1 protein-coding gene is annotated in these 739 nt (G+C 62.8%); it reads left to right on the top strand.

The genetic code is table 11. The features are described 5' to 3' along the window. Positions 1-34 precede the first annotated feature (34 nt). Positions 35-739 (top strand): IS982 family transposase (locus tag QK290_RS18515; protein WP_282332133.1); only part of this gene is annotated, 705 nt, incomplete at its 3' end.

The raw sequence follows: 739 nt of genomic DNA, 5'->3' as shown, positions 1-739 counted from the left end.
TTTAAAGTCAGGCGGAGAGTGTTAAACCCAGTATGTGAACCCCGAATTGAACACTCTCCTGACCACACTCTATGTCCTTCTCACCGACCGTGTCCTGCCGGATCTTGGCGTGTCACGGGACCGGCGGCCCGGGCGCAAACCCAGCCTCTCGGATGCGGAGCTGCTCTGCCTGGTGGTGGCCCAGCAACTGCTCGGGTTCTCCTCCGAAACCCGGTGGATCCGGTACGCTCGGACCCACCTGACCGGCATGTTCCCCTCCATCCCGCAACAGTCCGGCTACAACAAACGGCTCCGGGCCGCCGGGACGCTGATTTCCGCGACGATCACGGCCTTGGCCAAAGACACCCCGTCCTGGCATGACGTGCTCCGGCTGGTCGATTCCACGCCGCTGCCCTGCGGCATGTCGCGGGAGACCGTCAAACGCAGCGATCTGTCCGGTCACGCCGGTTATGGCTACTGCGCTTCCCATTCGCGTTACTTCTGGGGCTTCCGGCTCTACCTGATCAGCACCCCGGAAGGCATGCCTGTGATCTGGGGTCTGGCAAACCCGAAAATCGGGGAACGCGAAGTCACCCAGGCGCTGCTGGAAAAGGACCACCACCTCGTCCGCGCCGGCCAGGTCATCCTGGGCGATAAAGGCTTCTCCGGTAAAGACTTCGAACGGTTCATCACCGAAGACCTCGGCGCCCACCTCATCCGGCCCGACCGCAAGGACGAAAAGCCACGCTTCGGCAAGCTC

The organism is Pseudarthrobacter sp. AL07 (assembly GCF_029960665.1).
Classification (GTDB): domain Bacteria; phylum Actinomycetota; class Actinomycetes; order Actinomycetales; family Micrococcaceae; genus Arthrobacter.
The sequence above is the reverse complement of the archived record's forward strand: the minus strand, read 5'-3'. Positions and strand labels throughout refer to the sequence as shown.